This window comes from Azospira sp. MPR-LB4 (assembly GCF_058809525.1).
This window is the reverse complement of the sequence record NZ_CM179521.1, coordinates 1708543-1733229: the sequence shown is the minus strand read 5'-3', so window position 1 is coordinate 1733229 and position 24687 is coordinate 1708543. Positions and strand designations below refer to the sequence as shown.

At 67.5% G+C, this 24687-nt stretch carries 23 protein-coding genes and 1 other RNA gene; 20 read left to right on the top strand and 4 right to left on the bottom strand.

Annotated features, from left to right (window positions below):
• The first annotated feature begins 73 nt into the window (after positions 1-73).
• The 6 genes from AC3QLZ_RS08075 to AC3QLZ_RS08050 all read left to right on the top strand — a co-directional run bounded on the left by AC3QLZ_RS08075 (position 74) and on the right by AC3QLZ_RS08050 (position 8049).
• Complete coding sequence (locus AC3QLZ_RS08075; protein WP_014235384.1) at positions 74-1108, top strand: cytochrome-c peroxidase; 1035 nt, start codon at positions 74-76, stop codon at positions 1106-1108.
• Positions 1105-4023, top strand: coding sequence for an EAL domain-containing protein (locus AC3QLZ_RS08070; protein ID WP_014235383.1), 2919 nt, complete (start codon positions 1105-1107; stop codon positions 4021-4023). The genes AC3QLZ_RS08075 and AC3QLZ_RS08070 overlap by 4 nt, the downstream gene beginning before the upstream one ends.
• A 133-nt stretch (positions 4024-4156) precedes the next feature.
• Positions 4157-5170, top strand: a complete 1014-nt coding sequence (locus AC3QLZ_RS08065) for a sulfate ABC transporter substrate-binding protein (protein WP_014235382.1) — start codon at positions 4157-4159, stop codon at positions 5168-5170.
• A gap of 74 nt (positions 5171-5244) precedes the next feature.
• The gene (cysT, locus tag AC3QLZ_RS08060; RefSeq protein WP_014235381.1) at positions 5245-6093 is read left to right on the top strand and encodes a sulfate ABC transporter permease subunit CysT; all 849 of its coding nucleotides are present in this window, start codon (positions 5245-5247) and stop codon (positions 6091-6093) included.
• On the top strand, positions 6090-6956 hold the full coding sequence (gene cysW / locus AC3QLZ_RS08055) for a sulfate ABC transporter permease subunit CysW (RefSeq protein WP_014235380.1): 867 nt from the start codon (positions 6090-6092) through the stop codon (positions 6954-6956). The genes cysT and cysW overlap by 4 nt, the downstream gene beginning before the upstream one ends.
• A gap of 10 nt (positions 6957-6966) precedes the next feature.
• Positions 6967-8049 carry a sulfate/molybdate ABC transporter ATP-binding protein gene (locus tag AC3QLZ_RS08050; RefSeq protein WP_014235379.1) on the top strand — a complete coding sequence of 361 codons (1083 nt, stop codon included), beginning with the start codon at positions 6967-6969 and terminating at the stop codon, positions 8047-8049.
• A 194-nt stretch (positions 8050-8243) separates the two neighbouring features.
• Here the strand turns inward: AC3QLZ_RS08050 and folE2 are convergent, their stop codons facing one another.
• Together folE2 and AC3QLZ_RS08040 are read right to left on the bottom strand one after the other, a co-directional pair.
• On the bottom strand, positions 8244-9047 hold the full coding sequence (gene folE2 / locus AC3QLZ_RS08045) for a GTP cyclohydrolase FolE2 (RefSeq protein ID WP_014235378.1): 804 nt from the start codon (positions 9045-9047) through the stop codon (positions 8244-8246).
• A 46-nt stretch (positions 9048-9093) separates the two neighbouring features.
• Positions 9094-9663 (bottom strand): glutathione peroxidase, encoded by a 570-nt coding sequence (locus AC3QLZ_RS08040; RefSeq protein ID WP_014235377.1) that lies wholly within the window; start codon positions 9661-9663, stop codon positions 9094-9096.
• Positions 9664-9855: 192 nt separating this feature from the next.
• On the opposite strand from AC3QLZ_RS08040, the gene AC3QLZ_RS08035 reads away from it, so the two are divergent.
• Both AC3QLZ_RS08035 and tyrS read left to right on the top strand, forming a co-directional pair.
• Positions 9856-10683, top strand: coding sequence for a ferritin family protein (locus AC3QLZ_RS08035; RefSeq protein WP_014235376.1), 828 nt, complete (start codon positions 9856-9858; stop codon positions 10681-10683).
• Between the two features lie 133 nt (positions 10684-10816).
• The gene (tyrS, locus tag AC3QLZ_RS08030) at positions 10817-12091 is read left to right on the top strand and encodes a tyrosine--tRNA ligase (protein ID WP_014235375.1); all 1275 of its coding nucleotides are present in this window, start codon (positions 10817-10819) and stop codon (positions 12089-12091) included.
• 181 nt (positions 12092-12272) lie between these two features.
• Here the strand turns inward: tyrS and AC3QLZ_RS08025 are convergent, their stop codons facing one another.
• Both AC3QLZ_RS08025 and AC3QLZ_RS08020 read right to left on the bottom strand, forming a co-directional pair.
• Entirely contained in the window at positions 12273-12650 is a 378-nt protein-coding gene (locus AC3QLZ_RS08025) for an HIRAN domain-containing protein (RefSeq protein ID WP_014235374.1), read from the bottom strand.
• Entirely contained in the window at positions 12631-13035 is a 405-nt protein-coding gene (locus AC3QLZ_RS08020; RefSeq protein WP_014235373.1) for a YraN family protein, read from the bottom strand. The genes AC3QLZ_RS08025 and AC3QLZ_RS08020 overlap by 20 nt, the downstream gene beginning before the upstream one ends.
• Positions 13036-13055: 20 nt before the next feature.
• On the opposite strand from AC3QLZ_RS08020, the gene rsmI reads away from it, so the two are divergent.
• From rsmI to mraY, 12 genes are all read left to right on the top strand, one after another.
• Positions 13056-13898 (top strand): 16S rRNA (cytidine(1402)-2'-O)-methyltransferase, encoded by an 843-nt coding sequence (gene rsmI / locus AC3QLZ_RS08015; protein ID WP_014235372.1) that lies wholly within the window; start codon positions 13056-13058, stop codon positions 13896-13898.
• Between the two features lie 99 nt (positions 13899-13997).
• Positions 13998-15032: a dihydroorotase gene (pyrC, locus tag AC3QLZ_RS08010; protein WP_014235371.1), complete on the top strand. Its 1035-nt coding sequence runs from the start codon at positions 13998-14000 to the stop codon at positions 15030-15032.
• 39 nt (positions 15033-15071) lie between these two features.
• Positions 15072-15581, top strand: coding sequence for a hypothetical protein (locus AC3QLZ_RS08005; RefSeq protein WP_014235370.1), 510 nt, complete (start codon positions 15072-15074; stop codon positions 15579-15581).
• On the top strand, positions 15578-16393 hold the full coding sequence (locus tag AC3QLZ_RS08000; protein ID WP_014235369.1) for a DUF3025 domain-containing protein: 816 nt from the start codon (positions 15578-15580) through the stop codon (positions 16391-16393). Before AC3QLZ_RS08005 ends, AC3QLZ_RS08000 begins: the two co-directional genes overlap by 4 nt.
• Before the next feature lie 9 nt (positions 16394-16402).
• Positions 16403-16839, top strand: an RNA gene (rnpB, locus tag AC3QLZ_RS07995) — RNase P RNA component class A.
• A 398-nt stretch (positions 16840-17237) separates the two neighbouring features.
• Positions 17238-17687: a division/cell wall cluster transcriptional repressor MraZ gene (gene mraZ, locus AC3QLZ_RS07990; RefSeq protein ID WP_014235368.1), complete on the top strand. Its 450-nt coding sequence runs from the start codon at positions 17238-17240 to the stop codon at positions 17685-17687.
• Positions 17684-18643: a 16S rRNA (cytosine(1402)-N(4))-methyltransferase RsmH gene (gene rsmH, locus AC3QLZ_RS07985; protein ID WP_492783609.1), complete on the top strand. Its 960-nt coding sequence runs from the start codon at positions 17684-17686 to the stop codon at positions 18641-18643. Before mraZ ends, rsmH begins: the two co-directional genes overlap by 4 nt.
• 1 nt (position 18644) lies before the next feature.
• Positions 18645-18914 carry a cell division protein FtsL gene (gene ftsL / locus AC3QLZ_RS07980; RefSeq protein ID WP_014235366.1) on the top strand — a complete coding sequence of 90 codons (270 nt, stop codon included), beginning with the start codon at positions 18645-18647 and terminating at the stop codon, positions 18912-18914.
• Position 18915: 1 nt separating this feature from the next.
• On the top strand, positions 18916-20649 hold the full coding sequence (locus tag AC3QLZ_RS07975) for a peptidoglycan D,D-transpeptidase FtsI family protein (RefSeq protein WP_014235365.1): 1734 nt from the start codon (positions 18916-18918) through the stop codon (positions 20647-20649).
• On the top strand, positions 20646-22151 hold the full coding sequence (locus tag AC3QLZ_RS07970) for a UDP-N-acetylmuramoyl-L-alanyl-D-glutamate--2,6-diaminopimelate ligase (RefSeq protein WP_014235364.1): 1506 nt from the start codon (positions 20646-20648) through the stop codon (positions 22149-22151). The genes AC3QLZ_RS07975 and AC3QLZ_RS07970 overlap by 4 nt, the downstream gene beginning before the upstream one ends.
• Complete coding sequence (locus AC3QLZ_RS07965) at positions 22148-23557, top strand: UDP-N-acetylmuramoyl-tripeptide--D-alanyl-D-alanine ligase (protein ID WP_014235363.1); 1410 nt, start codon at positions 22148-22150, stop codon at positions 23555-23557. Before AC3QLZ_RS07970 ends, AC3QLZ_RS07965 begins: the two co-directional genes overlap by 4 nt.
• On the top strand, positions 23557-24660 hold the full coding sequence (gene mraY / locus AC3QLZ_RS07960; RefSeq protein ID WP_014235362.1) for a phospho-N-acetylmuramoyl-pentapeptide-transferase: 1104 nt from the start codon (positions 23557-23559) through the stop codon (positions 24658-24660). Before AC3QLZ_RS07965 ends, mraY begins: the two co-directional genes overlap by 1 nt.
• The last annotated feature ends 27 nt before the right edge of the window (positions 24661-24687 follow it).

Genomic DNA, 24687 nt, shown 5'->3' with positions numbered 1-24687 from the left:
TTATGCTGTCGGTTAAGGGTGGATTCCGGCATCAGACCGGAAGCGCCGAGTTCAACGAGGTTGGAGCACGTCCATGGCGAAGCCGGCAGGTCTTCCCAATTTGCGCCTGTTCGCAGTGATCTGCGTACTGGCCGTTACGGCGGTGGGGGCCTTGCTGTATCCGCGCCTGGCGGCCTCGCCCGATGCCGCGGTCGAACCCATGCCCGCCCTGCTGGCGACCACCCCGATCCGCCCCGGCGAGCCCCTGCTGCCCCTGCCCGACAGCCTGCCGGTGGACCCGGCCAAGGTGGCTCTGGGGCGCCTCCTCTTCAACGATCCCCGCCTCTCCCGCGACGACTCCCTGGCCTGTGCCGGCTGCCATGACCTGCAGCGGGGTGGTGCCGACGGCATGCCGGTGTCCCGCGGGGTGGACGGCAAGAAGGGCGGCATCAATGCCCCCACGGTGCTCAATGCCGCCTTCAATTTCCGCCAGTTCTGGGACGGCCGCGCCGCCACCCTGGAGGAGCAGGTGGAAGGTCCGGTGCACAATCCGCTGGAAATGGCGGCGGATTGGGACCAGGTGCTGGCCAAGCTGCAGGCCGACAAGGAATTGCGCAGCCGCTTCGCCAGTGCCTACCCGGCCGGGCTGACGGCGGCCACGGTACGCCACGCCATTGCCGAGTACGAACGCTCCCTGCTCACCCCCTCCCGCTTCGACCGCTGGCTGCGAGGCGACGACACCGCCCTGTCCGACGAGGAAAAGGCCGGTTACCGCCTGTTCAAGCGCCACGGCTGCTCTTCCTGCCACCAGGGGGTGAATGTGGGCGGCAACCTGTTCCAGCGCTTCGGCGTCATGGACAACTACTTCGCCAACAAGAAGGCCCTGACCGCCGCCGACATGGGACGTTTCAACGTCACCGGCCGGGACGAGGACCGGCATGTGTTCAAGGTGCCGACCCTGCGCAACGTGGCGCTCACCGCCCCCTATTTCCACGATGCCGCCACTTCCTCCCTGGAAGAGGCGGTGGCCCTCATGGGGCGCTACCAGTTGGGCGTGGAACTGCCGGCCCGGGACGTGACCCTGATCGTCACCTTCCTGCAGTCCCTCAACGGGGACGTGCGGCCATGACCCGCCTGCCGTCCTGGAAGGGTGCCGCCCCCTGGCTGCTGGTGCTGATCCTCACCGTCATCCTGGTGGGGCTGTTCCAGCGCAGCACCGGGGCCGACGTCGCCGAGCAGGCCCGGGTCGAGGCCCTGGTGCATGAGATCGTCGCCCTGGACGCCCGCCTCAACCAGGACCTGCTCAAGCTGCGCCACCGCCAGTTGCAGGACTACGACGCGGTGGCGGCGGCGGACGAGCGCATTTCCGCCCTGCTGCAACGCCTGCAGGCAGAACTGCAGCGCCACGGCAGCGAGGCCATGACCCCGGTGCTGGCCCTGTGGCAGGAAAAGCGGGAAGGACTGGAGCGCTTCAAGCAGCAGAATGCCCTGCTGCGCAATTCCCAGGACCACTTCCTCAATCTCTCCAGCCAGCTCCTGCGTGCCAGCGACAGCCCGGACGGCCGCGGCAGCGTGCCCCACAGCGCCCTGCTGGCGACGGTGGGGCGGGAAATCATGGAGTTCCTCATCCGCGGCGAGGCCGACGACATGCCGGCGGTGGCCGCCGACCTCTCCGCCCTGCAGGACCAGGTCGTCGGCTGGCCCCTGGAGGTGCGGCGCCAGGTGCTGCTGATGACGGCCCACGGCCAGCAGGTGCTGCGCCATCGCCTGGACGTGGAGAGCCTGCTCAACGAACTCACCGGCAGCCCCTTCGCCGGCAGCCTGGAGGCCTCCTACCGGGACTACAGCGAAATCTACCGCCAGGACCTGAAGCAGGCAGAAAGCTACCGCCTGCTGCTGGCCCTGTTTGCCCTGTTCCTCATCGCCACCGTGGTCTACATCATGGTGGAGCTGAAGAAGTCGGCCCTGGAGCTGGGCCACAGCCATGCCTTCCTCGACAACATCGCCAATACCCTGGCCGAAGGCATCCTGGCCCTGGACCGGGGCGGCCGCATCACCTTCGCCAACCAGCGGGCCGAAGCCCTGCTGGGGGCGGCGCCGGGCGGCCTGCTCGGCCGCGATGCCGCCACGGTGCTGTGGCCCGGCGCGGCGCCGGCCGAGGTTTCCGGCCTGGCCCGGGCCCTGGCCACCGGCGCCGTGTTCGAGGGCGAGGACGATTTCGTGCGCAGCGACGGCAGTGCCTTCCCGGTGGCCGTGCTGGGGGCGCCCCTGCGGGGCGGCGAGGGCGACGCCGACCAGGCCGGCTACGTGGCCTCCTTCCGCGACATCAGCGAAATCAAGCAGGCCGAGGCCCGCCTGCATCTGGCGGCCAGGGTCTTCGACAGCCTGGGCGAGGCCATGGTGGTGACCGATGCCCGGGGCCGCATCCAGTCGGTCAATCCGGCCTTCTCCGAGGTCACCGGCTATTCCGAGGCGGACGCCCGGGGCCGGGCGCCGGGCCACATCCTGGCCTCGGGCCAGCACGATCCGGCCTTCTATGCCCAGATGTGGCAGAGCCTGCAGGAGCAGGGCAAGTGGCAGGGCGAAGTGATCAACCGGCGCAAGTCCGGCGAGACCTATCCGGAGTGGCTGTCCATTACCGCCATCAAGGACGGGGCCGGCCAGGTCAGCCAGTACGTGGGCCTGTTCACCGATATCACCGACCGCAAGCAGGCCGAGGCCCACATCCACCACCTGGCCTACCACGACCCCCTCACCGGCCTGCCCAACCGCCGCCTTTTCTACGACCGCCTGGAAAACGCCCTGCGCCAGGCCCACCGTTCCCGGCGCAAGCTGGCGGTGCTGCTGCTGGACCTGGACCGCTTCAAGGCGGTGAACGACACCCTGGGCCACGACCAGGGCGACCTGCTGCTCAAGGAAGTGGGGGCCCGCCTCAGCCTCTGCCTGCGGGAGGGTGACACCCTGGCCCGCCTCGGCGGCGACGAGTTCGTCCTGCTGCTGCCCGAAGTGCTGTCGGCGGAGGATGCCAGCATCGTCGCCGGCAAGCTGCTGGCCCAGTTCGACCAGCCGGTACGGCTCGGGGAGCGGGAGATTTTTGCCTCCACCTCCATCGGCATCGCCCTTTACCCGGCCGACGGGGAGGACGGGGAGTCCCTGCTCAAGCATGCCGACGTGGCCATGTACGCGGCCAAGGACGGCGGCCGGGCGGCCTACCGCTTCTTCATCGCCAGCCACAACGAGCGTTCCCTGGAGCGGCTGGAACTGGAGAACGACCTGCGCCGGGCCGTCGAGGGCGAACAGCTGCTGCTCTACTACCAGCCCCAGATCGGTGCCAGCAGCGGCCGCATCGCCGGGGTCGAGGCCCTGGTGCGCTGGCGCCATCCGACCCGGGGCCTGGTGATGCCCGACAGCTTCATCGCCCTGGCGGAAAACGCCGGCCTCATCGACGCCATCGGCCACTGGTGCCTGGTGGCCGCCTGCCGCCAGCTGCGGGCCTGGCAGGAGCAGGGGGTGCCGGTGCCGCGGGTGGCGGTGAATGTCTCGGCCCGCCAGCTGCGGCGCTGGGACTTCGCCCAGGAGGTGCTGCAGGTGGTGACCCAGAGCGGCATCGACCCGGCTGGCCTGGAGCTGGAGCTGACGGAAAGCTCCCTGGCCGATGACCCGGAACAGATCCTGGCCATCTTCAGCACCCTGCGCCAGGCCGGGGTGCGGGTCTCCATCGACGATTTCGGCACCGGCTATTCCTCCCTTTCCTATCTCTCCCGGTATCCGGTGGACGAGGTGAAGATCGACCGCAGCTTCGTCTCCCGCCTCCTGGACGACCGGGAGGCGCGCTCTGTGGTGCGGGCGGTGATCCTCCTGGCCCACGGCCTGGGCATGCGCACCGTCGCCGAAGGGGTGGAGACCGAGGCCCAGTGGCAGGTGCTGAGCGACCTGGATTGCGACGAACTGCAGGGCTACCTGTTCAGCAAGCCGGTGCCGCCGCACCAGATTCCCCTGCTCAAGGGCGACTGGCAGCGCAGCGAGAGCCGCCTGCCGGTGTGACGGGCAAGGGCCGTACGGGCCTTTGCTTTATGCGTTTTCTCAAATAAACAAATAGCCAAAGAAGCTTTGTGGTTCTAAACACCTTGTTTAGAGTTCGCTTCTGAAGAGTCAGCCATCGCTGGAAGGAACCCCCATGAAGAACGCCGTTTCCCCCGTTTCCCGCCTGTTCGCCGCCCTGCTCCTGGCGGGCGGCCTGGTCGCCCCGGCCCTGGCCGATGTCACCCTGCTCAACGCCTCCTACGATGTGGCCCGGGATTTCTACAAGGACTACAACCCCATGTTCACCAAGCACTGGCAGGCCAAGGCCGGTGAAAAGGTGGAGGTGAAGCAGTCTCACGGCGGTTCCTCCAAGCAGGTGCGGGCCGTGGCCGATGGCCTGGAAGCGGACGTGGTGACCATGAACCAGGCCACCGACGTCGATTACCTGGCCGACAAGGGCCTGGTGGCCAAGGACTACGCCAAGAAATTCCCCAACAACGCCTCGCCCTACACCTCCACCATGGTGTTCATTGTGCGCAAGGGCAACCCCAAGGCCCTGAAGGACTGGTCCGACCTGGCCAAGTCCGGCGTCGAAGTGATCGTGCCCCACCCCAAGAACACCGGCAACGGCCGCTACACCTACCTGGCCGCCTGGGGCTACGCCCTCAAGCAGCCCGGCGGCAACGACAAGAGCGCCCTGGAATTCGTAGGCAAGATCCTGAAGAACGCCCCCCTGTTCGCCGCCGGCGGCCGGGATGCCACCACCACCTTCATGCAGCGCCGCCTGGGCGACGTGCTGGTCACCTTCGAGTCCGAGGCCGAGCTGATCGCCAAGGAATTCGGCCGCGGCGAGTTCGAGGTGGTCTATCCCAGCGTTTCCATTCTGGCCGAGTTCCCGGTGGCCGTGGTGGACAAGGTGGTGGACAAGAAGGGCAGCCGCAAGCAGGCCCAGGCCTACCTGGACTACCTGTGGTCCAAGGAAGGCCAGGAGAACGCCGCCCAGAACTACCTGCGGCCCCGGGATGCGGAAGTGCTGAAGAAGTATGCCGCCCAGTTCCCCAACATCAAGACCTTCTCCGTGGATGAAGTGTTCGGCGGCTGGAGCAAGGCGGCCAAGGCCCACTTCGTCGATGGCGGTTCCTTCGACCAGCTCTACGTGCAGAAGTAATCCACCCCCGCCCCCGACCCCCACGGCGCCGGGCCGGCCTGCAAGGCTCCCCGGCGCCGTCGTTTGAGAAACCCATGTCAGCCAAGAAAAACAACGTCCTCCCCGGCTTCGGCCTGGCCCTGGGCTACACCCTGGTGTATCTCTCGGTGCTGGTGCTGATCCCCCTGGGCGGCCTGGTGCTCAAGTCCACCGCCCTGACCTTCGCCCAGTTCTGGGACATCGCCACCACCGAGCGGGCCCTCGCCGCCTATCGCGTCACCTTCGGCGCCTCGGCCCTGGCCGCCGTCATCAACGCCTTCTTCGGCCTCATCGTGGCCTGGGTGCTGGTGCGCTACGACTTCCCCGGCAAGCGCCTGATCGACTCCTTCGTCGATCTGCCCTTCGCCCTGCCCACCGCCGTGGCCGGCATCACCCTGGCCACCCTGTATTCCACCAACGGCTGGATCGGCAAGTACCTGGAGCCCCTGGGCCTGAAGGTGGCGTACACGCCCCTGGGCATCGTCGTGGCCCTCACTTTCATCGGTCTGCCCTTCGTGGTGCGCACCCTGCAGCCGGTGATCGAGGACATCGAGCCGGAAGTGGAGGAGGCCGCCGCCACCCTGGGCGCCTCCCGCTGGCAGACCTTCCGCCGCATCATCTTCCCCGCCATCTTCCCGGCCCTGCTCACCGGTTTCGCCCTGTCCTTCTCCCGGGCCGTGGGGGAATACGGCTCGGTGATCTTCATCGCCGGCAACATGCCCCTCATTTCCGAGATCACGCCCCTGCTCATCATTTCCAAGCTGGAGCAGTACGACTACGTGGGCGCCACCGCCCTGGCGGTGGTGATGCTGGGCATTTCCTTCGTCCTGCTGCTGGCCATCAACGGCCTGCAGTGGTGGGCCGCCAACCGACACAACAACCGTAATACCGGAGGCGAGCAATGAGCGTGCGCCGTGCCAATACCGAACCGGCCTGGGTGCGCTACACCCTGCTGACCCTGGCCTTCGCCTTCCTCGCCCTGTTCCTCGGCGTGCCCCTGGCGGCGGTCTTCGCCGAAGCCCTGCGGGGCGGCTGGGAAGCCTATGTCAACGGCCTCCTGGACCCGGAGGCCCGCAGTGCCGTGACCCTGACTCTGGCGGTGGCGGCCATCGCCGTGCCCCTCAATGTGGCCTTCGGTATTGCCGCCAGCTGGGCCATCGCCAAGTTCGAGTTCCGCGGCAAGAGCCTGCTGATCACCCTGATCGACCTGCCCTTCGCCGTCAGCCCGGTCATCGCCGGCCTCATCTTCGTGCTGATGTTCGGCGCCCAGGGCTATTTCGGTCCCTGGCTCGCCGAGCACGACGTGAAGATCGTCTTCGCCGTGCCCGGCATCATCCTGGCCACCCTCTTCGTCACCTTCCCCTTCGTCGCCCGGGAAATGATTCCCCTGATGCAGGCCCAGGGCAAGGATGAGGAGGAGGCCGCCGTCTCCCTCGGCGCCTCCGGCTTCCAGATGTTCTGGCGGGTGACCCTGCCCAACATCAAGTGGGGCCTGCTGTACGGGGTGATCCTGGCCAACGCCCGGGCCATGGGCGAGTTCGGCGCCGTCTCCGTGGTCTCCGGCCACATCCGCGGCGAGACCAACACCCTGCCCCTGCACGTGGAAATTCTCTACAACGAATACAACGCCATCGGCGCCTTCGCCTCGGCCTCCGTCCTCGCCCTCCTGGCCCTGGTCACCCTGGTGGCCAAGACCCTGGTGGAGTGGCGCATGCGGGCCGAGACCGCGATGCTGACCGCCGAACTGCCCCCCGAGAAAACCAACTGAGCCTGCCGCCATGAGTATCGAAATCCGCAACATCGCCAAGCGTTTCGGCAACTTCGTCGCCCTCGACGACGTCTCCCTTTCCATTCCCACCGGCGAGCTGGTGGCCCTGCTCGGTCCTTCCGGCTGCGGCAAGACCACCCTGCTGCGCATCATCGCCGGCATGGAAACGGCGGACGAGGGCCAGGTCATGTTCGAAGGCAGCGAGGCCACCCACCTCCACGCCCGGGAGCGCCAGGTGGGCTTCGTCTTCCAGCACTACGCCCTGTTCCGCCACATGAACGTGTTCGAGAACGTGGCCTTCGGCCTGCGGGTCAAGCCGCGCAAGGAGCGGCCCTGCGAGTCCGAGATCCGCAAGCGGGTCATGGACCTGCTCTCCCTGGTGCAGCTGGACTGGCTGGCGGACCGCTACCCGACCCAGCTTTCCGGCGGTCAGCGTCAGCGCATCGCCCTGGCCCGGGCCCTGGCGGTGGAACCCAAGGTGCTGCTGCTGGACGAGCCCTTCGGCGCCCTCGACACCAAGGTGCGCAAGGAACTGCGCCGCTGGCTGCGCCGCCTGCACGACGAGATGCACATCTCTTCCGTCTTCGTCACCCACGACCAGGAAGAGGCCCTGGAAGTGGCGGACCGGGTGGTGGTGATGAACAAGGGCCGCATCGAACAGGTGGGTTCCCCGGACGAGGTCTATTCCAACCCGGCCAGTCCCTTCGTCTATCAGTTCCTCGGCAACGTGAACGTCTTCCACAGCCGGGTCCATGGCGCCTGGGCCGAGGTGGCCCGGGACGACGTGCCCGCCGGCCAGGAGGCGGTGGCCTTCATCCGCCCCCACGATATCGACATCGACACCGTGGCCACACCCGAATCCCTGGAGGCCAAGGTCAGCTACGTGCAGACCATCGGCCCCCTGGTGCGGGTGGAGGTGATCCACCAGGGGGAACTGGTGGAAGTGGAACTGACCCGGGAGCGCCAGCAGGTGCTGGGCCTGACGGCCGGCCAGCAGGTGTGGCTGAAGCCGCGCCAGGTCAAGGTCTTCGCCAACGGCGAGGGGGCGGTGGCGCCGGCTCAGGCCCAGGAAAAGCAGCCCTTCCTGTTCTGAGGCGTCGTCTCACAACGGGTGCCCGCTAAAGCAGAAGGGGCGCCATTCTTCGGCAATGCATGCCGGAGAATGGCGCCCCTCTTGCGTTTCAGGGCAGGGCTTGGATGAATCCCGTGCCCTGCCTCAGGTCGCCGGGTCTTGGCGGTCGGGCCTCAGGCGCCGGGTTTCAGGCGCCGGGTTTCAGGCGCCGGGTCTCAGACATTTTCGCCGCACAGTTCGGCGTAGGCCGAGTGGTTGTGGATGGACTCGAAATTCTCCGATGCCACCGACCAGCGGCCGACGCGGGGCTCGGCCATGAGGCGCAGGGCGATGTCCCGCACCAGGTCCTCGACGAACTTGGGATTGTCGTAGGCCCGTTCGGTGACCCACTTCTCGTCCGGGCGCTTCAAGAGGCCGAAGACCTCGCAGGAGGCTTCCTCCTCGGCCAGGCGCACCAGTTCCTCCACCGCCATGGGCTGGCGCAGTTCGGCGCTGATGGTGATGTGGGAGCGCTGGTTGTGGGCGCCGTATTCGGAAATCTTCTTGGAGCAGGGGCAGAGGCTGGTGACCGGGGCGGTCACCGCCAGGGTGGTGCGGATCGGGGCGCCGGGCTGTTGCTCCACCTGCAGGCGCACGTCGTAGTCGAGCAGGCTGGAAACGCCGGAAACCGGGGCTGCCTTGGCGATGAAGTAGGGGAAGGCCAGGTCGATGCTGCCGCTCTCGGCCTGCAGGTGGCCCAGCATTTCCTGCAGCAGGGCCGGCAGGTCCGCCGCCTGCAGGGCGCCCCGGGGGCGTTCGAGAATTTCGACGAAGCGGGACATGTGGGTGCCCTTCACCTCCGGCGCCAGGCCCACAGCCATGGTCAGCTCGGCCACCGTGTGCTGCACGGCGCCGTCGGCGGCGGCCAGGGCCAGGGGATAGCGCAGGCCCTTCACGCCCACCTTCTGGATCGCCAGCTGGCGCTGATCCGGGGTGGCCTGGACATCGGGCAGGTGGAACATCTTGTCCGGTGCATTCATATCGTCTCTCCGTGGGGTTGGGGGCGGCGTGGCGCCTTTTTGTCGTTCAGGGCTGGGCCAGGAAGCGCTGGATGGCCTGGCGCAGCTGGGGGTCGTTGGGCGTGGTGCGGCTGCCGAAGGACAGCACGGTCTTGCCGCTGCGGTCGATCAGGTACTTGTGGAAATTCCATTGCGGCACCTGGCCCGTGGCCTTGGCCAGGGCCTGGTAGAAGGGGTTGGCGTCCTTGCCCACCACCGAGGTCTTGGCCAGCATGGGGAAGCGCACGCCGTAGGTGAGGCGGCAGAAATCGGCGATCTCCTGGTTGGAGCCCGGTTCCTGCTGGCCGAAGTCGTTGGCCGGGAAGCCCAGCACCACCAGGCCCTGGCCCTTCAGTTCGGCGTAGAGGTCTTCCAGGCCGTCGTACTGGTTGGTGAAGCCGCAGTAGGAGGCGGTATTGACCACCAGCAGCACCTTGCCGGCGTACTGGCAGAGGGGCTGGGGCTTTTCGTCCTGCAGGGCGGGGAAGGTGTGCTGCAGCAGGGGCGGGCAATCGGCGGCGCTGGCCGGCATGGCGGTTCCTATCAGGCTGAACAGGACGAGGAGGGCGGGCAGAACTCGGGCGGCAAGTCGGGACATGAATCCTCCGGGCAGGGGCAGGTCGGTCGCTCCAGGCCAGCAGCCCGGCTTACTCAAGACAGCAACTGGCGGCTCCGGGTTCCCGGCCCAGGCCCCCGCACGGAGGCAGACGCTGCAAAAAAGCAGGGAACCGGGAGGCATTGGCGCTGTCTGTAGCTGCGCGCCCCCAACTCCAACAGAGAAAACATAAAAATGCTCTACCCGGAACTCTTCACCAGCCTGGAAAAAGCCCGCTGGAACATGGCCGACGACATTCCCTGGGACCAGTTCGACGCCGGCCTGCTCTCTGACGAGCAGGCCATCACCATCAAGATGAACGCCATCACCGAATGGTCCGCCCTGCCGGCCACGGAGATGTTCCTGCGGGACAACAAGGACGATTCCGACTTTTCCGCCTTCATGTCCATCTGGTTCTACGAAGAGCAGAAGCATTCCCTGGTGCTGCAGGAATACCTGCGCCGCTTCCGTCCCGAGCTGGTGCCGACGGAGGAGGAGCTGCACGCCGTGCGCTTCGAGTTCGACCCGGCCCCGCCCCTGGAAACCCTGATGCTGCATTTCTGCGGCGAAGTGCGTCTGACCCAGTGGTACCGCCGGGCCAGCGAATGGCACACCGAACCGGTGATCAAGGCCATCTACGACCACATCTCCCGGGACGAGGCCCGCCACGGCGGCGCCTACCTCAAGTACATGAAGCGGGCCATCGACAAGTTCGGCGACAGCGCCCGGGCCGCCTTCGCCAAGCTGGGCATGCTGATGGCCGCCAGCGGCCGTTCCGGCAAGCCCCTGCACCCCACCAACCTGCACGTGAACCAGAGCCTCTTCCCCAACGACACGGTGCAAAGCCGCCTGCCGGACCCGGAATGGCTGGAACGCTGGCTCGACACCCAGATCTGTTTCGACAAGACCTGGGAAGCCCGGGTGGTGGGCGGCATCCTGCGCAACCTCTCCAGCCTCTTCGACCAGACTTTCGAGACGGTGCAGGACCTGAGCCGCTACCGCAAAACCCTCAAGGTGGCCTGAGGCCGCTCCGCCGCTTCCCGCTTTTCTCTCTCACCGGCCCGGCGGCGCCAGCCTGGCGCCCCGGCTCTGGTAAAATCTCCCGTCTTTGCGGCCGCCACCGGGCGGCCAGCCGTTCTGCCGTGGAGAAATAGCAATGTACAAGTCCCCCCTCATCCAGGATCTGCACGATCGCGGGCTCATCGCCCAGCTGACCGACGCCCAGGCGCTCGATCAACTGCTGACCCAGGAGTCGGTGACCCTCTATTGCGGCTTCGATCCCACTGCCGACAGCCTGCACCTGGGCCATCTGGTGCCGGTGCTGATCCTGAAGCGCTTCCAGGAAGCCGGCCACAAGCCCATCGCCCTGGTGGGCGGCGCCACCGGCATGATCGGCGACCCCAGCTTCAAGGCCACCGAGCGCAAGCTCAACACCCCCGACGTGATCGCCACCTGGGTGGAGAAGATCCGCGGCCAGGTCATGCCCTTCCTCAAGTTCGACGGCCCCAACGCCGCCCGCATGGCCAACAACTACGAGTGGTTCAGCGGCATGAACTGCCTGGAATTCCTGCGCGACATCGGCAAGCACTTCTCGGTGAACGCCATGATCAAGAAGGAATCGGTGCAGCAGCGCCTGGTGCGGGAAGACCAGGGCATCTCCTACACCGAATTCTCCTACAGCCTGCTGCAGGGCTACGACTTCGCCGAGCTGTACAAGCGTTTCGGCTGCATCCTGCAGGTGGGCGGCTCCGACCAGTGGGGCAACATCGTCGCCGGCACCGACCTGACCCGCCGCCTGCACCAGCAGCAGGTCTACGGCATGACCGTGCCCTTGATCACCAAGGCTGACGGCACCAAGTTCGGCAAGACCGAATCCGGCGCCGTCTGGCTCGACCCGAAGAAGACCTCCCCCTACGCCTTCTACCAGTTCTGGCTCAACACCAGCGACGCGGACGTCTACAAGTTCCTCAAGTTCTTCACCTTCCTGCCCCTGACCCGCATCGCCGAAATCGAGGCGGCGGACAAGGCCGGCGGCGGCAAGCCCGAAGCCCAGCGCATCCTGGCCGAGGAAGCCACCCGCCTGGTGCACGGCGACGAGGCCCTCAAGGCGGCCCAGCGCATTTCCCACAGCCTGTTCTCCGGCGAACTGGCCTCTTTGACGGAAAACGACCTGGAGCAGCTGGCCCAGGACGGCATGCCCGGCGTCGCCATCGACAAGGCCCAGGGCGGCCTCATCGACGCCCTGGTGGCGGCCAACCTGGCCAAGTCCAAGTCCGAAGCCCGCACCTTCATCCAGAGCGGCAGCGTGGCCATCAACGGCCAGAAGGTGGAAGGCATCGAGCACCAGATCGGCGAAGGCGAGCGCCTCTTCGGCCGCTTCACCATCCTGCGCCGGGGCAAGAAACAGTACGGGCTGGTGAGCTGGATCTGACGCTGATTTAAAAGCGTTGGCCACAGAGGGCACAGAGGTCACCGAGAAGGTGATTCTGTGCCCTTGTCGTTTTCAGGGGGCTGCCTGGAGAGGTAGCAGGCATGCGCTTTCTCGGCATGGCATCGCGGGGATGGCCGTCTTTCCTGCCTCCCGGGCCATGCCTACTTTCTTTTCGCCACAGCTACAGGCGCACCCATACCTGCACCTCCACCCGCCGCCAGGGATTCCTGTGGCGGGTCAGCCGGCTGATGCGGGCTTCCAGCACTTCGCCCCGGTCCAGGGCGGCGGCCACGGCGGCGTTTTCCGCCCGGGGCAGGTAGCCCAGCTTGGCCTTGCGCCACTCCACCCGCACCGCCCGGGGATCGTGGGGATTGTCCGGCTCCCGGTGCAGGGTCAGGGGATCGCCCACGGCCATGGCCGGCCACAGGGTGTCGCTGCCGTAATACTGGCTGCCGGCCAGGGGCGAACTCTGCACCAGGATGCGCACCTCGGCGGCCCCCACCGGCGCCGCCAGCAGCAGGCACGAGAGCAGGAAGATCCTAATCGGCGTCGAAGGCATTCTTGAGCCATTCCAAGGGAGCGCTCGCCGCCTCGCCCTGCAACAGCACGCAGTCGAAACGGCAGGCGCTGTCGCCCTGTTCCTGCAGCCAGTGGCGGGCCGCCAGGATCAGGCGCTGCTGCTTCTTCCGGGTAATGCTGGCGGCGGCGCCGCCGAAATCCCCGTTGCGGCGCAGGCGCACCTCGACGAAGACCGTGGTGCGGCCGTCGCGGCAGACCAGGTCGATTTCGCCGCCCCTGACCCGGTAGTTGCGCGCCAGCACCTTCAGTCCCCGGTCCTCCAGCCAGGCGGCGGCCCGCGCCTCGGCCAGGCTGCCGTCGGCCTGCCGCGGGTCCCGGGCGGGGGAGGGGGCTGCTGCCGTGGTATCTTTGGCGCCTGTGTTCACGGTCCGGCTCGCGAGTATTGATGACAATTGAATCTGCATTGTATGTGGTCCCCACCCCCCTGGGGAATCTCCAGGACATGAGCCTGCGCGCCATCGAGGTGCTCAAGGCGGTGCCCTGGGTGGCGGCCGAGGACACCCGCCACAGCCAGCCCCTGCTGCGCCACTTCGGCAGCGGCGCCCGCCTCCTGCCGGCCCACCAGCACAACGAGGAACAGGCCGCCCAGGGGGTCATCGACAAGCTGGCCGCCGGCGAGGCCGTGGCCCTGGTCTCCGATGCCGGCACCCCCGCCGTTTCCGACCCCGGCGCCCGCATTGTCGCCCGGGTGCGGGAGGCGGGCTTCAAGGTGGTGCCCCTGCCCGGCGCCTGCGCCGCGGTGACGGCCCTCTCCGCCTCCGGCCTGATGGCCCCCCATTTCCTCTTCTACGGCTTCCTCCCAGCCAAGGCCGGCCAGCGCCAGAAGGAGCTGGAGGCCCTGGTGGCCCTGCCCTACACCCTGGTCTTCTACGAGGCGCCCCACCGGGTGCTGGAATCGGTGGAGGCCCTGGCCGCCGCCTTCGGCCCGGAACGCACCATCGTCTTCGCCCGGGAACTGACCAAGCTCTTCGAGACCATTCACGCCTGTCCCCTGGGCGAGGCCCTGGAATGGCTGCAGGCCGACGCCAACCGCCAGCGCGGCGAGTTCGTGCTGCTGGTGGAAGCCGCGCCGGAGGATGCGGACGACGGCGCCGGCGAGCGGGTGCTCAGGCTACTGTTGGCAGAAGGCCTGCCGGTGAAGCAGTGCGCCAAGCTGGCGGCCGAAATCACCGGTGCCTCCAAGAACGAGCTGTACCAGAAGGCCCTGGCCCTCAAGGACGCCGGCTGAGGCGACCGCCGCAGCGGCCCAAGTCCCTACAGACAGTGGGGCAGGGCGGCAGCTAAAATTACGTTTATCAGCCGCAAGGCCCTTTGACGAAGAACTTCCATGCAAATCACCATCACCCGTCCCGACGACTGGCACCTGCACCTGCGCGACGGCGAAGCCCTGGCCGCCGTGCTGCCCCATACCGCCCGCCAGTTCGCCCGGGCCATCGTCATGCCCAACCTGAAGCCGCCGGTGACCACGGTGGAACAGGCTGCCGCCTACCGTCAGCGCATCCTGACCGCCCTGCCGGCCGGCATGAGCTTCGAGCCCCTGATGACCCTGTACCTGACGGACAAGACTCCGGCGAGCGAAATCACCGCCGCCGTGGCCTCCGGCTTCGTCAAGGCGGTCAAGCTCTACCCCGCCGGCGCCACCACCAATTCCGACGCCGGCGTCACCAGCCTGGCCAAGTGCTCGGCGGCCCTGGCCGAGATGGAAAAGCGGGGCCTGCCCCTGCTGGTGCACGGTGAAGTCACCGATCCGGCCATCGATCTCTTCGACCGGGAAAAGGCTTTCATCGATACCGTCATGATGCCCCTGCTGAAGGACTTCCCCGGCCTCAAGGTGGTGTTCGAGCACATCACCACCGCCGACGCGGCGGCCTTCGTTGCCGAGAGCGGCGCCAACATCGGCGCCACCATCACCGCCCACCACCTGCTCTACAACCGCAATGCCATCTTCCAGGGCGGCGTGCGCCCCCACTGGTACTGCCTGCCGGTGCTGAAGCGCGAGACCCACCGCCAGGCCCTGGTGCAGGCGGCCATCTCGGGCAATCCCAAGTTCTTCCTCGGGACCGACTCGGCGCCCCATGCCACCGGCGCCAAGGAGGCTGCCTGCGGCTGTGCCGGCTGCTATACCGCCCTGCATGCCATGGAACTGTATGCCGAGGCCTTCGACAATGCGGGTGCCCTGGACAAGCTGGAGGGCTTCGCCAGCTTCCACGGCGCCGACTTCTACGGACTGCCGCGCAACAGCGGCACGGTCACTCTGGAAAAGAAGGCCCAGGCCGTGCCTGCCAGCCTGGCCTACCTGAGCGGCGACAGCCTGACCCCCCTGCGGGCCGGCGAGAGCCTGCCCTGGACCTTCGTCGCCTGACGACCTGACCGCGCCACCGCTTCCCCGAGGATGCCTGCCATGAAGAAGCCCCTGCTGCTCCTGCCCCTGCTGTCCCTGCCCCTGCTGGCCGGCTGCATCAATGACGCCGCCGCCTATCGCATCGATGGCCGCGACCACGCCATCAGCGTCTCCCGGGAGCAGAACTTCTTCTGGGAGAAGACGGTGAAGTTCGCCGTCATCGCCGCCCGCCTGCCGGACTGCCAGCGCATCCACCTGCTCAATCCGGCTCCCCGCAACACCAGGGTCGAGCTGTGGCAGCCCGGTCCCGGCACCTTCGTGCTGAAGCAGGGCGAGGCCTATTTCCTCACCGAAACCCAGACCTGCAAAGGCTTCCAGAAGCTGGCGGCGGCCCCCCAGGAAGGTCTGGGCGACAAGGTGGGCGTGTTCGAGGAGAAGGGCGACCGCTTCGTCTTCACCCCGGAACCCAAGCCCGCCACGCCGCCGGCTGCGGCGGCGGAAGCGGTGCCGGCCCCCGCCACGGAACCCGCCGCAACGGCTCCCGCCGCGCCCGCGCCGACCCAGCAGTGAGCCGGCCGGCTCCCTACGCCAATCCCCTCTTCGCGCCTCTGGCTCCCTGGCTGGCGCGGCTGCAGCCGCCCTGGCCGCCGGTGCCCGATGCCGCCGCCCTGGCCGGCCTGACGGCGCTGGCGGCCGGTCTGGGGTTGCGCTCGGCCACCGGCCATCCCCTGAGTTTTCCGCCGCCCCGGGACGACGGCCTGGGCTACGAGGCGCGCATCGGCGCCAACGGCCAGGTGGAAACCCGGCCCGACAACTGGCACGACTTCTTCAACGCCCTGGTGTGGTGTGCCTTTCCCCTGAGCAAGCAGGCCATCAACGGCCGCCACCTGCAGGCCCTGGCGGCAGCCGGGGACGATGCCCCGGGGAGTGGGCGCGGCGGCGCCCGGGATGCCATGACCCATTTTGACGAGTGCGGCGCCCTGGTGCTGTCCACCGACCCTTCCCTGCTGCAGCTGCTGCAGGAGTTCCGCTGGCAGGAACTGTTCTGGCAGCGCCGGGCGGACCTGGCCGCTTCCCTGCGGGTGGTGGTGTTCGGCCACGCCACCTATGAATCCCTGCTGGCCCCGTTCTGCGGACTGACGGCCAAGGCGGTTCTCTACGAGGTGGATGCGGCAGTCCTGGCGGCGGTGGACCGGGGCGACCTCTCGGCCCTGGATGCGCGCCTGGCGACCGAGCTGGCCGCCGGCCACCACGGCCGGCCCCGGGAGCTGCAGCCCCTGCCGCTGCTGGGCCTGCCCGGGGTGACCCCGGACAACGAAAATCCGGACTATTACGCCGATACCTGGCAATTCCGTCCGGGGCGGCGCGCCAAGCCCGTATAATGGCGGGGTGAAGCTGGCCAGGCAGCCGCTGGGTATTCGTACCGAGAGGAAAGTCCGGGCTCCATAGAGCGGGATGCTGGCTAACGGCCAGGCGCTATAAGCCGCAAGGCGAAGGCGACGGAAAGTGCAACAGAGAGCAGACCGCCGATGGCTCCGGTGCAAACCGGGGATCAGGCAAGGGTGAAACGGTGGCCGGACCTCAGGTCCGGACGGGCTGGTGCAAGCCGGTTCGGGGTAAGAGCCCACCGCGGCTGTGGCGACACAGACGGCACGGTAAACCCCATTCGGAGCAAGGCCAAATAGGGGAGCATCAGGCGTGGCTCGCGCTGCTCCCGGGTAGGCTGCTTGAGCGCCGTGGTAACACGGCGCCTAGAGGAATGGCTGCCAGGCGGCGGAGGTTCGCCTCCAACGCCCAACAGAACCCGGCTTATCGGCCAGCTTCACATCCCTTCCCGTATTTCCCAGACCCCCGCCCGTGGCCGGGGCCGGCAGGCGTTCGCCCGTCGTTCTTTCAGCTTGTCCCCATCCTTCTTTCTTGCGCTCGTCGTCTTGCCTGTCACTCCGATGGCATGGGATGCCCGGAGGGCGGATTGCGGCCTTCAACTCCTAATAAAGTACTTTCAGTTTGATTTGTATCAATATTGATTTTTAAGGAAATTTTTTCTGTAAAATTTTGTCAGAAAGCGCTGTAAGCCCTTGTCGCAAAAGAAAAAAATGCCATTTCCCCATTGACGCTAAGATTTGAGTGCACTAAAGTGGTGAAACGTGGTGTTCGGTGGTGAATTGTGGAGTGAGCGAAATCCTCCCGCCTGCCGAAGGACCTCGGGGGAAACCAGGGGAAGTCATGTTTCAAGGGGCGGATACGCTGAGTCTGGATGCGAAGGGGCGGCTGGCTGTGCCAGCACGTCACCGGCCCGAACTCGCCCTCAATTCCGCCGGCCGCCTGGTGGTCAATTACCACCCCCACGGTTGCCTCAAGGTCTATCCCGAGTCGGTATGGCAGCCCATCGCCGACAAGCTGTCCAAGATCGCCACCATGAATCCCGCCACCGCCGCGGTGCGCCGGGTGATCCTGGGGACCGCTTCCGTCCAGGAAGCCGACTCCACCGGACGTCTTCTTCTCCCTCCCGCCCTGCGTTCCCTGGCCAAGCTGGACAAACAGGTGATGCTGGTGGGCATGGGTGACCACTTTGAAATCTGGAGCGAGGACTCCTGGGCCAAGCAGAACGAGCTGGCCCTGGCGGCGCTCCAGGATCCTGAGGCTCTCGCCAGTTTCGAGGGCATTGTTCTGTGACCACCGAACGTAGTACCCACGTCACCGTGCTCCTGCAGGAAGCGGTGACGGCCCTCCGCGTTGACCCGCGGGGCGTCTATGTGGACGGCACTTTCGGCCGCGGCGGGCACAGCCGGCTGATCCTCGAGTCCCTCGGGCCCGAGGGGCGGCTGGTGGCTTTCGATCGGGATCCCCGGGCCATCGCGGCCGGGGCGTCGATCCAGGACAAGCGTTTTTCGCTGCATCACACCCCTTTCAGCGAGATGGGGGAGGTGTTGCAGCAACAGGGAATCGGGCTGGTGGACGGGGTGCTCCTGGATATCGGAGTGTCTTCGCCCCAGATCGATGAGGGAGAGCGGGGCTTCAGCTTCAGATTCGATGCCCCTCTCGACATGCGCATGGACACCACCCGGGGCGAAACCGCCGCGGAATGGCTGGCCCGCGCCGATGAGACGGAAATTGCGGAGGTTATAAGGGACTATGGGGAAGAACGGTTTGCTAAGCAGATTGCAAAGAAGATTGTGGCTGCTCGGTCCGAGCGGCCTGTTGCAACCACAAGGCAGCTTGCCGCGCTCGTCGCTGAAGCCGTGCGGACCCGCGAGCCCGGTCAGGACCCGGCGACGCGAAGCTTTCAAGCTATACGGATTCATATCAATCAAGAGCTCCAGGAGCTCTCGCTAGCCCTCTCCCAGGCCCTGGCGCTGCTCAAGCCCGGCGGCCGACTGGCGGTGATTTCCTTCCATTCCCTGGAGGATCGCATCGTCAAGAATTTCCTGCGTGACCAAGCCGAGCCTGCCAGTCACCTGCCCAAGGGTCTGCCCCTGCGCGCCGACCAGTTGCCCCAGCCGACCCTGGTGCTGGTGGGCAAGGCGGTGCGGGCCTCCCGGGAGGAAGTGGCGGCCAATCCCCGTTCCCGCAGCGCCATCATGCGCGTGGCGGAACGCACCGCAGTGCCCCTGAGCCGGAAGGTGGCCTGAGATGCTGCGCCTCAACCTGTTCCTGCTGCTGGCGGCCATGATCTGCGCCCTGGGCGTGGTCACCTCCCAGCACAAGGCGCGCAAGCTGTTCCAGGAACTGGAAGGGGAGCAGGAGCGGGCCCGCAGCCTGGATGTGGAATGGGGCCAGCTGCAGCTGGAACTGTCCACCTGGGCCACCCATCCCCGCATCGAGAAAATCGCCCGGGACAAGCTGCACATGCATGCGCCGGAGCCGGCGAAGGTGATCAACGTGCCCGCAGGAGGCCGCTGAGATGGCCCGGGCCCGCAGCCACCGCTACACCGAAAGCCCGGTGCTCCAGCTGGCTTTCCCCGCCTGGCGCTCCCGCCTTGCCGCCCTCGCCTTGCTCGGGGGCTTTGCCGTTCTGGCCGGCCGCTCCTTCTATCTGCAGGTGATCAACAACGATTTCCTCCAGGAAAAGGGCGAATCCCGCTATCGCCGGGAGCTGGAAATCTCCGCCTCCCGCGGCCGCATCACCGACCGCAACGGCGACGTGCTGGCCGTGTCCACCCCCATGCGCTCCATCTGGGCCATCCCGGCGGACGTCAAACTGACCCCGGAGCAGTCCCAGAACCTGGCCAAGATGCTGGAAATGGACGGCCGCGAGCTGAACCGCCGCCTGGCCGAGGACAAGAACTTCGTCTACCTGAAGCGGCAGATCCCGCCGGACACCGGGGAGCGCATCGCCGCCCTGAAGCTGCCGGGCATCCACCAGAACAAGGAATACCGCCGCTACTACCCCTCCGGCGACATGACCGCCCACATCGTCGGCTTCACCGGCGTGGACGACAAGGGCCTGGAGGGCGTCGAGCTGGCCTTCCAGGACCAGCTTCTGGGCCGCCCCGGTTTCCGCAGCGTGATCAAGGACCGCCGCGGCCAGATCGTCGAGGACGTGGGCTCGGTGAAGCCGCCCCAGGACGGCAAGGACATCACCCTGGCCCTGGATTCCAAGATCCAGTACCTGGCCTTCTCCCAGCTGAAGCAGGCGGTGGACGACAACGACGCCAAGGCCGGCGGCGCCGTGGTGGTGGATGCCCGCAGCGGCGAAATCCTGGCCCTGGCCAACTGGCCCACCTACAACCCCAACAACCGGGCCAACCTCTCCGGCGCCCAGTTGCGCAACCGGGCCGTCACCGACACCTACGAACCCGGTTCCACCATGAAGCCCTTCTCGGCGGCCCTGGCCCTGGAGAAGGGCAAGTTCCGTTTCGATTCGGTCATCAACACCGCCCCGGGCAAGCTGACCATCGGCACCGCCACCATTTCCGACTCCCACGCCCACGGTCTGCTGACCCTGGCCCAGGTGATCCAGAAATCCTCCAACGTGGGCATCGCCAAGGTGGCCGGCACCTTCCCGGCCGAGGAAATGTGGACCATGTTCGACAACCTGGGCTTCGGTCAGGCGCCCAAGCTCGGCTTCCCCGGCGAAGTGGGCGGCCGCCTGCGGCCGTGGAAGACCTGGCGCCCCATCGAACAGGCCACCATGAGCTACGGCCATGGCATTTCCGTTTCCCTGATGCAGATGGTGCGGGCCTACACCGTGTTCGCCCGGGACGGGGAGCTGATTCCCCTGACCCTGCTCAAGGGCGACGGCAATCCGGTGAAGGGCGAGCGGGTGTTCTCGCCCCAGACCGTGCGCGAGGTCCGGGCCATGCTGGAAATGGCGGTGCAGCCCGGCGGCACCGCGCCCAAGGCCCAGATCCCCGGCTACCGGGTGGCAGGCAAGACCGGTACCGCCCACAAGCTGGAAGGCGGCGTCTACGCCCGCAAGTACGTGGCTTCCTTCGTCGGCCTGGCCCCGGCCAGCGACCCCCGCCTGATCGTCGCCGTGATGATCGACGAGCCTTCCAGCGGCAAGCACTTCGGCGGCGACGTGGCCGGTCCCACCTTTGCCAACATCATGAGCGGTGCCCTGCGCACCCTGGGCGTGCCCCAGGATGCGGCCCTGCAGGTGGCCGGCTCCAATGCCGGCAAGGAGGCCCTGTGAGCGGCGCCATCGTGGCCCAGGCCCTTCTCGACCAGCTGCGCGCCCAGGGCGCCGCCGTCACCCGGCTGGAGAACGACAGCCGCCGGGTGCAGCCCGGCGACGTCTTCGTCGCCTATCCCGGCCATGCCGCCGACGGCCGCAGCTTCATTCCCGCCGCCCTGGAGAAGGGCGCTGCCGGCGTCTTCTGGGAAGCCCGGGACTTTGCCTGGAATCCCGCCTGGGCCGCCGTGCCCCAGCTGGGCGTGGACAACCTGCAGTCCTTCGCCGGCCATCTGGCCAACCTGGTCTATGGCCGGCCTTCGGAGCAGCTGGCCCTGGTGGGCGTCACCGGCACCAACGGCAAGACCACCTGCAGCCAGTGGATCGCCCAGGCCCTGGGCGGCGCCGGCCGCTCCTGCGCCGTCATCGGCACCCTCGGCAACGGCTTTCCCGACGCCCTGGGCGAAGCCGCCAACACCACGCCCGACGCCCTGGCCCTGCACCGCCTGCTGGCCGAATACAAGGCTGCCGGCGCCGTCGCCTGCGCCATGGAAGTCTCTTCCATCGGCCTCGACCAGGGCCGCTGCCACGGTGCCCGCTTCTCCGTCGCCGTGTTCACCAACCTGACCCGGGACCACCTGGACTACCACGGCACCATGGCCGCCTACGGCGCCGCCAAGGAGCGGCTCTTCGCCTGGCCCGAGCTGAACGAGGCGGTGATCAACCTGGACGATCCCTTCGGCCGGGAGCTGCTGGCCCAGACCACCGCCAGCCTGCGCATCGGCTATACCCTGGAAGGCCGTCAGGCGACCGAGGCCGACTGGCTCCTGTCTGCCGAAAACCTGCGCCATGGCGCCGAAGGCCTGGCCTTCACCCTGATCGCACCCCAGGGCCGGGTGGTGGTGGAAACCGGCCTGGTGGGCCGCTACAACGTGGCCAACCTGCTGGCCGTGGCCGGCGCCCTGCTGGCCCTGGGCCTGCCCCTGGAAACCGTGGGCCAGCGCCTGTGCCGCCTGACCCCGCCCGCCGGCCGCATGCAGCGTTTTGGCGGCAAGGGCCTGCCCCTGGTGGTGGTGGATTACGCCCACTCCCCCGATGCCCTGGAAAACGCCCTGACCGCCCTGCGGGAAGTGACCCAGGCCCGGGGCGGCCGCCTGCATTGCGTCTTCGGCTGCGGCGGCGACCGGGACAAGGGCAAGCGCCCCCTCATGGGCAGCGTCGCCGCCCGCCTGGCCGATGAAGTGCTGCTGACCAGCGACAACCCGCGCAGCGAAGATCCCCTGGCGATCCTGGCCGAGATCCGTGCCGGAGCGCCGGAGGCGGCGCTGGAGGCGGAGCGGGAGGTGGCTGTGGCCCACGCCGTGCTGCGGGCGGATGTGGCCGACGTGGTGCTGGTGGCCGGCAAGGGCCACGAGCCCTATCAGGAAATCATGGGTGCCGCCGGCCTGGTGCGGCGCCCCTATTCGGACATCGAGGCCGTGGCGCGGGCCCTGCAACAGCGCGCCGGGAGCATGGCAGCATGATGGATCTATTCGAAGTGGCCCGGGCCACCAACGGCACCGCCTACGGCAGCAACGTGCTGTTCGGCGGCGTTTCCACCGACAGCCGCAGCGTCGGCCGCGGTGAGCTGTTCGTCGCCCTGCGCGGCGAGCGTTTCGACGGCCACGAATACCTGGCCCAGGCCGGCGAGCGGGGCGCCTGCGCCGCCGTGGTGGCCGTGGATACGGTGGAACAGCTGCAGGGCAAGGTCAGCCTGCCCCTGGTGGCGGTGGCCGACACCCGCCTGGCCCTGGGCGCCCTGGCCGGCTATTGGCGGGCCAAGTTCTCCCTGCCCCTGATCGCCGTCACCGGCTCCAACGGCAAGACCAGCACCAAGGAAATGATCGCCTCCATCCTCCAGGCCCAGGCCGTGCTGGATGGCTACGATCCGGCCATGGTGGTGCTGGCGACCCAGGGCAACTTCAACAACGACATCGGCCTGCCCCTGACCCTGCTCAAGCTGCGCACCACCCACCGTTCCGGCGTCATCGAGATGGGCATGAACCATCCGGGCGAGATCGGCTACCTGACCCGCCTGGCCCAGCCCACCGTGGCCCTGGTGACCAACGCCCAGCGCGCCCACCTGGAAGGCATGGGCGACCTGCAGCAGGTGGCCGAGGAAAAGGCCACCATCTATGCCGGCCTGAAGCCCGGCGGCGTCGCCCTGGTCAGCGCCGACGACGCCTTCGCCGCTTACTGGAAGGGCGTGAACGAGCGTCGCCGTGTCGTCACCTTCGGCCTGGACAAGCCCGCCGACGTGGGCGGCAAGGTGCAGCTGCACGGCCTGGAAACCCGCATCGACCTGACCTCGCCCAAGGGCAATGCCGCCATCCGCCTGCGGGTGCCCGGCCTGCACAACGCCCGCAACGCCGTGGCCGCCGCAGCCGCCGCCCTGGCCGGCGGCATCTCCCTGGCGGCCGTGGTCGGCGGGCTGGAGTCCTTCCGCGGCGTCAAGGGCCGCCTGCAGCAGAGGCAGGCCGCCGCCGGCGCCGTCATCCTGGACGACACCTACAACGCCAATCCGGATTCGGTGCGGGCCGGCATCGACGTGCTGGCCGCCACCGTGGGCCGCAAGATTCTGGTGCTGGGCGACATGGGCGAGATCGGCGCCATGAGCGGCCAGTACCACGACGAAATCGGCGGCTACGCCAAGTCCCAGGGCGTGGACCAGCTCCACTGCCTGGGCGAGGCCGCGGCCCAGGCGGCGCGCAATTTCGGCGCCGGCGGCCACCACTACAAGAACCTCGAGGCCCTGGTGCAGGCGGTGCAGGCCGAACTGACCGGCGACACCACCGTGCTGGTGAAAGGCTCCCGCTTCATGAAGATGGAGCGGGTGGTGGACGCCCTGACGGCGCCGGCCGCCAACCAAAATTCCAAGGAGAACAGCTGATGCTGCTGCTGATCGCCCAATGGCTGGGCCAGGATATCCGGGCCTTCAACGTCTTCAACTACATCACCCTGCGCATGGTGCTGGCCGCCATGACCTCCCTGCTCATCTCCTTTGTCGCCGGTCCCGGCGTCATCCGCTGGCTGGCGGCGAAGAAGATCGGCCAGGCGGTGCGCACCGACGGCCCCCAGACCCATCTGGTGAAGACCGGCACCCCCACCATGGGCGGCGTCCTTATCCTCATCGCCATCGGCATCACCACCCTGCTCTGGGGCGACCTCTCCAACCGCTATGTCTGGGTGGTGCTGGTGGTGACCCTGGGCTTCGGCGCCGTGGGTTGGTACGACGACTGGAAGAAGGTGGTGTACCGGGACCCCAACGGCCTGGCTTCCCGCTGGAAGTTCTTCTGGCAGTCCGTCTTCGGCCTGGCGGCCGCCGTCTATCTGGGGCTTTCCGCCACCGGCCCGGCCCAGACCGAAGTGATCATTCCCTTCTTCAAGGCCTTCTCCTATCCCCTGGGTGTGATCGGCTTCATCACCCTGACCTACTTCGTCATCGTCGGCACCTCCAACGCGGTGAACCTCACCGACGGCCTGGACGGTTTGGCCATCATGCCCACCGTCATGGTGGCGGCGGCCCTGGCGGTGTTCGCCTACGTCGCCGGCCACGCCGGCTACGCCAAGTACCTGTTCCTGCCCTATGTGCCGGGCGCCGGCGAGCTGGCCGTGTTCCTCGGCGCCCTGTGCGGCGCCGGCCTGGGCTTCCTGTGGTTCAACGCCTATCCGGCCGAGGTGTTCATGGGCGACGTGGGCGCCCTGGCCCTGGGCGCGGCCCTGGGCACCGTGGCGGTGATCGTGCGCCAGGAAATCGTGCTGCTGATCATGGGCGGCGTCTTCGTCGTCGAAACCCTGTCGGTGATGCTGCAGGTGAGCTGGTTCAAATACACCAAGAAACGCTACGGCGAGGGGCGACGCATCCTGCTCATGGCGCCCCTGCATCACCACTTCGAACAGAAGGGCTGGAAGGAAACCCAGGTGGTGGTCCGCTTCTGGATCATCACCATCATGCTGGTGCTGTTCGGCCTCTCCACTCTGAAGCTGCGTTGAAACTGCGTTAAGCGAAGGCAATAGAAC